Raw genomic sequence first — 6,470 nt, forward strand, 5'->3', positions numbered from 1 at the left:
AGTTTACGAAGGTGATGCTGCTCTGTTGAAAAACAAAAAATACGATTTAATTATTGCCAATATCAACAGAAATATTTTGCTTAATGATATGCAAGCTTATGCTGATTGTTTAAATGATAATGGAACCATTCTATTTAGTGGTTTTTATGAAGATGATATTCCGTTTATAGATGCATCCTGCAAAGAAAAAGGTTTAACTTTTGTTAAAAAATTACTACGAAACAATTGGGCATCATTAAAATATGTAAATTAGTATTTTTAAATATCTGAAATCAAAAAAATGAAATCTAATATTAAAATGGCTACAATAGAAAAAACAAAAGTAAAAACTTCCATAAAAGAAGCCGTCGCAATCAATAACGAAATTGTATTATTTAATGACGACGTCAATACTTTCGATCATGTAATTGAAACATTAATTCGAGTTTGTGAACACACCAATGAACAAGCTGAACAATGTGCGCTTTTGGTACATTATAAAGGCAAATGCACAGTGAAAACAGGTTCTTTAGACGATTTAAAACCTCAATGTTCGTCGTTATTAGAAGCGGGATTAAGTGCTGAAATAGTATAAAATTATAATTTTTTTTACCTATCGATTTTGAAATTTTTAAATTGTTATATTTGTTATAAATAAATCTAAACTATCACAATGAAAAAAATACTTATTTCAATTTCTATAATTTTGATGCTAACTTCATGCATCAGTACAAAATCTACCATTCAAAATATTGATGATGCTACTCCAACGCCAGAAATCAATCAAGCACTCGGAAGTTTTGTAGTTACTAAAATTGCAAAAGACAAAAAATATGGCTATAATCCAGATTATCCAGTAAATGTGGGCTTCACTTCAATAGATGAAGGACTTAATAATCAAATTCGTTTTCTAAATGCTTTGGCTGGTCCAAATGGCGAAAAAATTAAGTTTGAGAAAAAAGATGCTTGTTGCCCATTTCCAACAAAAAAAACTGATATGGGCGCAGGAACCATTGATATTTTTGAAATTTCTTGGACTGGACTTCCCAAACCAATTTTGCTTTACATTAATAGATTTGAAAAAGGAGAATTGATGATTCCTTTAGGTTTTTCTATTAGAAAATAAAATTTATATTGGTTACAATTTTACAATTTCTACATAAAATTGTGTAATATATTTTACCATTTAAATTCCAACTTTACTATTCAAAAAAATTTGATTTAAATAGTAAAAAAGAAATTATGGAAAATAACCAAACTTTGACATCGCCTCAAAAAAATGATTCAATTTTAGAATTGAATCATGAAAAGTATATTCAAACTGCTCCAAATGTAAAAATACATTTTAAAGATTACGGACAAGGAAAACCAGTTATTTTAATCCATGGTTGGCCACTTTCAAACGAAATGTGGGAATATCAAATTGAAAATTTGGTTGCCAATAATTTCAGAGTAATTGCTTATGACCGACGTGGTTTTGGAAAATCATCTCAACCTTGGAATGGTTATGATTATGACACACTTACCGACGATTTACAACAAATTATTGAACAATTAAAACTAGAAAACGCAACACTTGTTGGATTTTCCATGGGTGGCGGAGAAGCCGTAAGATATCTTAGTAGACATTCAGGAAAAGGAGTTTCAAAAATAATACTAGTAGCTTCTGTAACACCATTTCAATTAAAAACACAAGACAATCCTGACGGTAAACCCGCAGAAAATGGTGCTAAAACTGCCGAGGCTATCAAAAATGATAGAATTGGTTTTCTAGATGAATTTGGTAAGAACTTTTTTGGCATTACTCTAATTTCAAAACCATTGAGTACACCACTTTTAGAATATTACAGAATGCTTTGTTCCTTTGCTTCACCACATGCATCTTTAGAATGTGCAAAATCTTTTTCAACCACAGATTTTCGACAAGAAATGTCCAATATTAATATTCCGACATTAATAATCCATGGCGATAATGACAAAATTGTACCCATTGAAATATCAGGAGAAAAATCGGCAAAATTAATTCGCAACAGCAAATTTATTGTTTATGAAGATGCGCCACATGGACTTTTTTACACACACAAAGAAAGATTGAATGCAGATTTAGTTGAGTTTATAAATTCATAATCACACTAAAATAGTGCACAATAAAAAATCCCAAAAGCTTTACTTTTGGGATTTAATCTAATATCTAAAATCTTAAATCAAATATTTATTTCACATCCATCAATTCCACATCAAAAATCAAAGTAGCATTTGGTGGAATCGCACCTCCAGCGCCACGAGAACCGTATCCTAAATGAGATGGAATTACAAATCTGGCTTTATCACCCACTTGAAGCAAAGCAATACCTTCGTCCCAACCTTCAATCACTTGACCTTGACCCAATTTGAAATCGATTGGTTTTTTGCGAGGATACGAACTATCAAAAACTTTTCCAGATTCTAAAGAACCTTCATAATGTACAGAAACAGTTTTACCGTTTTCAGCTTTTTTACCAGAACCCTTTTGAATCATTTTGTATCGCAAACCGCTTTCTGTTTTATCAAAACCAGCAGCCAATTGTTCCATTTTTGCTTCACTTTCTGCTTTTTCAGCTGCTTCACGTTTTGCACGAGAACCTTCAAAAGTTCTGAAAGCTTCAACAGCATTCCATTTTTCTGCCTCAGCTCCTACTCTTACTATTTCAAGTGTTTCTAAAACATCTCCTTGCGTTACAGCATCCACAATATCTTGACCTTCAACAACTTCTCCAAAAACAGTGTGTTTATTATCCAACCAGTCTGTAGCAATATGTGTAATATAAAATTGTGAACCATTACTTGCTGGACCCGAATTTGCCATAGCCAAAATACCTGGTTTATTGTGTTTTAAAGTGTGATGAAATTCATCATCAAAACTATAGCCTGGACCACCCGTTCCTGTTCCTTGTGGACAACCACCTTGAATCATAAAATCTGGAATTACACGGTGAAATTTTAAGCCATCGTAATATTTTGTTCCTTGTGGTTTTACTTTATTTTCTAAATTTCCTTCTGCCAAAGCCACGAAGTTCCCAACGGTTCCTGGCGTTAAATCGTGTGATAATTTTACTAAAATTGAACCTTTTGTAGTGTTAAATTTTGCGTATATTCCATTTTCCATTTTGATAATTTTATTTATAAAATGCAAATTTACAAAATAAATAGTAGATTTGAATTGGTTTTTTTAGGAGCAGAACATTTTTGTTTCCCTTACACATTATTCCTGCAGTACGTTTCAATCTGTCATTGCGAGGAACGGGCGCCATCTCATGATTATTTTCTATAATCGCAATAAAAGGATTTCAACTTCCATCAGGGCTAAAATTCATAATCACAATTTCAAACAATATTTAAAAAATGGAAGATTACATCAAGATAAACAAACAAACTTGGAACAATAAAACCGAAGTCCATGTTGCATCAGATTTTTATGATAATGACAATTTTCTAAAAGGAAAATCTACTTTAAATTCGATCGAATTGGACTTGTTGGGTGATGTGAAGGATAAAAAAATCTTGCATTTACAATGTCACTTTGGGCAAGATTCACTGTCATTGGCTAGAATGGGTGCGAAAGTTACAGGTGTAGATTTATCTGACAAAGCGATTGACAAAGCTATTGAATTAAACCAATTATTAAATCTCGATGCCAAATTTATTTGTTGCGATATTTACGATTTGCCCAACTATCTCAACGAAAAATTTGACATAGTTTTTACCAGTTATGGCACTATTGGTTGGTTACCAGATTTAAGCAAATGGGCAAATATTATTTCACAATATTTAAACCCGAATGGCAAATTTATAATGGCAGAATTTCATCCGGTGGTTTGGATGTTTGACAATGATTTTAAAACCATTTTTTACAATTATTTTAATGTGGCACCAATTATAGAAGATGAATCTGGAACCTATGCCGATAGATATTCTGAAATTGAAGCAAAAACCATCACTTGGAATCACCCAACTAGTGAAGTTTTAAATTCATTAATTCAAGCTGGACTAGAAATAAATTCTTTCAACGAATACAATTATTCGCCATATAATTGTTTTAACGAAACAGAAGAATTTGATCCAAATAAATTCAGAGTTAAACATTTTGAAAATAAAATCCCAATGGTTTTTTCTATTCTGGCAACAAAAAAATAGACAGTTCATTTGTGAAATTTGTTTTATAAAACCATGAATTTATCGCTCACTAGGTTCGAGAACTTCTTTTGTTTTATCAAATGGACTTTGTCTAAAAGGATGAATGGCTTGATTAAAATATCCCTTCGGATAATTGGCTTCAGTCACACCAGTTGCAGATGGCCAGACTTTTTCAGGCAAATAATGGGTTCCAAACATTCTGTCAATAAACGGGAAAATGGTAGCAAAATTCTTTCCATAATGTTCAGATTCTACACAATGATGCCAATGATGGTATTGTGGCGTGGCAAAAATATGCTTTATAAATCCAAATTCAATCCTTGTATTGGCATGAATTAAAACAGCGTGAATGGCCATGAAAATAATATATACGTTGAAAGTTAAAGTCGAAAATCCAAATACATACAACGGAATAAAAGCCATGGATCTTGTTACAAAAATATCAACAAAATGGGTACGAGAACCCGCTAACCAATCCATATTTTCTGTAGAATGATGAATTGAATGAAAACGCCACAAAAATAAATGACTGTGAAAAAACCTGTGTGTCCAATATTGAAATAAATCGGCAACAAAAAAAGCAATAAATAATTCTATTAAAAAAGGCAAACTATTAATTTTTGCTTGAAATCCAGAAAGTCCCATCCAACCAAAAAATAGTGTGGCTGGCTGTTTGGTTATGGCTCCAAAAAATTGAATCAACAAATGACTCACTACAAAATACGTTAAATCTGTTCGCCATTCCACATGGAACTTTTTCTGATCTGGTCGTTTAGGAAAAACCATTTCTATAGGAATAAAAATTACAGCCATTAAAAATAAATCCAATAATAACCAATCCAATCCCAAATGCACACTTTTGCTGGTAACATCGCTTGGCGCAACATTAAATCCGCCTAAAACAATAGTAGCTGTACAAATTAAAATACCGTACAAAGCCCATTTCTTTTGTTTACTTAATATAAAACTCAACACGGCAAAAAAGAAGGAAGCAATAATAACGGCGGTCAATAACATTTTCATGGATTCACCCTTATACACTTCTCTAAATTCAGGAGTAGTCAACCATTCGGGATATTTAAAACATAAAACTGCTAAGAAAGATAGTACTCCTAAAAAAACAGAAATATATCCGCTTATTTTCCCTTCACCCATTTTTATTGTGGTCTTCATTTAAATATGATTTTTCTGCTAAAATAATAAAAATTAGAAATAATTGTTGAAATTTTTTCAAATAATTTCGCCAGTAAAAACTTTGTACCTTTGCAATTGTAAAAAATTAAAAATGCGCATAGATATTATTACACTTTTACCAGATTTATTAAGAAGCCCATTTGAAGCATCTATTATGAAACGCGCCATTGATAAAGGATTGGTGGAAGTGCATTTTCATAATTTAAGAGATTATACAACCAACAAACAAAAATCGGTAGATGATTATCCGTTTGGTGGAGGTGCAGGAATGGTCATGAATGTGCAACCTATTGATGATTGCATCACACATTTAAAATCACAAAGATCCTACGACGAGATTATATATATGACACCAGATGGTGAAACTTTAAATCAAAAAATGGCAAACTCCATGTCGATGTTGCAAAATATAATTATTTTATGTGGACATTATAAAGGTGTTGACCAGCGTGTTCGTGATCATCTTATTACCAAAGAAATTTCGATTGGCGATTATGTTTTGTCTGGTGGTGAATTGGGCGCTTTGGTTTTATCTGATGCATTAATAAGATTAATTCCAGGAGTTTTAAGCGATGAAACTTCGGCTTTGACTGATAGTTTTCAGGACAATTTACTTTCGGGACCAATTTATACTCGCCCAGCTGATTATAAAGGCTGGAAAGTTCCAGAAGTTTTAACTAGTGGAAATTTTGCGAAAATTGACAAGTGGAGAGAAGATAGGGCTTATGAACACACCAAAAATAGAAGACCAGATCTGCTTGAAGAGTAGCAAAAATTACGAATTACAAATTACGAATTATGATCTAATATAAAGAAAAATAGATAACTTAATGATTTACATATTATTACAAATAAAAAAAACATTGAAAAAATTCGTAATTCGTAATTCGTAATTCGTAATTCTTTTTTATATTTGCACTCCATTAGACCAACCTCTGGCGAAATCCGTGAATGTTGCTCCGATTTAAAACCATTATTAAAATAATTATCATGGCAGATTTAATGAAATTCGTTAAAGACGAATTTGTAACAAAAAAAGATTTCCCAGTTTATGCAGCTGGAGATACTATCACCGTTTATTACGAAATTAAAGAGGGTGAAAAAACTAGAACTCAGTTTTTTAA

The 6,470-nt window shown here is 31.8% G+C and carries 9 protein-coding genes; 7 read left to right on the forward strand and 2 right to left on the reverse strand.

Annotation, left to right across the window (positions count from 1 at the left end):
* The 4 genes from RMN92_RS06630 to RMN92_RS06645 all read left to right on the forward strand — a co-directional run.
* Positions 1-253 (forward strand): 50S ribosomal protein L11 methyltransferase (locus RMN92_RS06630; RefSeq protein WP_309608677.1); only part of this gene is annotated, 253 nt, incomplete at its 5' end.
* Positions 254-298: 45 nt separating this feature from the next.
* The gene (locus RMN92_RS06635; protein WP_309608684.1) at positions 299-574 is read left to right on the forward strand and encodes an ATP-dependent Clp protease adaptor ClpS; all 276 of its coding nucleotides are present in this window, start codon (positions 299-301) and stop codon (positions 572-574) included.
* A gap of 78 nt (positions 575-652) precedes the next feature.
* On the forward strand, positions 653-1,105 hold the full coding sequence (locus RMN92_RS06640; RefSeq protein ID WP_309608678.1) for a 2-dehydro-3-deoxyphosphooctonate aldolase: 453 nt from the start codon (positions 653-655) through the stop codon (positions 1,103-1,105).
* A gap of 116 nt (positions 1,106-1,221) precedes the next feature.
* A complete protein-coding gene (locus tag RMN92_RS06645) occupies positions 1,222-2,106 on the forward strand; it encodes an alpha/beta hydrolase (RefSeq protein ID WP_309608679.1) in 885 nt (294 codons plus the stop codon).
* Between the two features lie 85 nt (positions 2,107-2,191).
* On the opposite strand, the gene RMN92_RS06650 is transcribed toward RMN92_RS06645, so the two are convergent.
* Positions 2,192-3,124, reverse strand: coding sequence for a peptidylprolyl isomerase (locus RMN92_RS06650; protein WP_309608680.1), 933 nt, complete (start codon positions 3,122-3,124; stop codon positions 2,192-2,194).
* A 236-nt stretch (positions 3,125-3,360) separates the two neighbouring features.
* Here RMN92_RS06650 and RMN92_RS06655 point away from each other — a divergent pair, with 236 nt between their 5' ends.
* Positions 3,361-4,152, forward strand: coding sequence for a class I SAM-dependent methyltransferase (locus tag RMN92_RS06655; protein ID WP_309608681.1), 792 nt, complete (start codon positions 3,361-3,363; stop codon positions 4,150-4,152).
* 39 nt (positions 4,153-4,191) lie between these two features.
* On the opposite strand, the gene RMN92_RS06660 is transcribed toward RMN92_RS06655, so the two are convergent.
* Complete coding sequence (locus RMN92_RS06660; RefSeq protein ID WP_309608682.1) at positions 4,192-5,325, reverse strand: sterol desaturase family protein; 1,134 nt, start codon at positions 5,323-5,325, stop codon at positions 4,192-4,194.
* 112 nt (positions 5,326-5,437) lie between these two features.
* On the opposite strand from RMN92_RS06660, the gene trmD reads away from it, so the two are divergent.
* Complete coding sequence (trmD, locus tag RMN92_RS06665) at positions 5,438-6,115, forward strand: tRNA (guanosine(37)-N1)-methyltransferase TrmD (RefSeq protein WP_309608683.1); 678 nt, start codon at positions 5,438-5,440, stop codon at positions 6,113-6,115.
* Between the two features lie 221 nt (positions 6,116-6,336).
* Positions 6,337-6,470 (forward strand): 50S ribosomal protein L19 (locus tag RMN92_RS06670; protein ID WP_309608685.1); only part of this gene is annotated, 134 nt, incomplete at its 3' end.

Source organism: Flavobacterium sp. (genome assembly GCF_031363805.1).
Lineage (GTDB): Bacteria > Bacteroidota > Bacteroidia > Flavobacteriales > Flavobacteriaceae > Flavobacterium.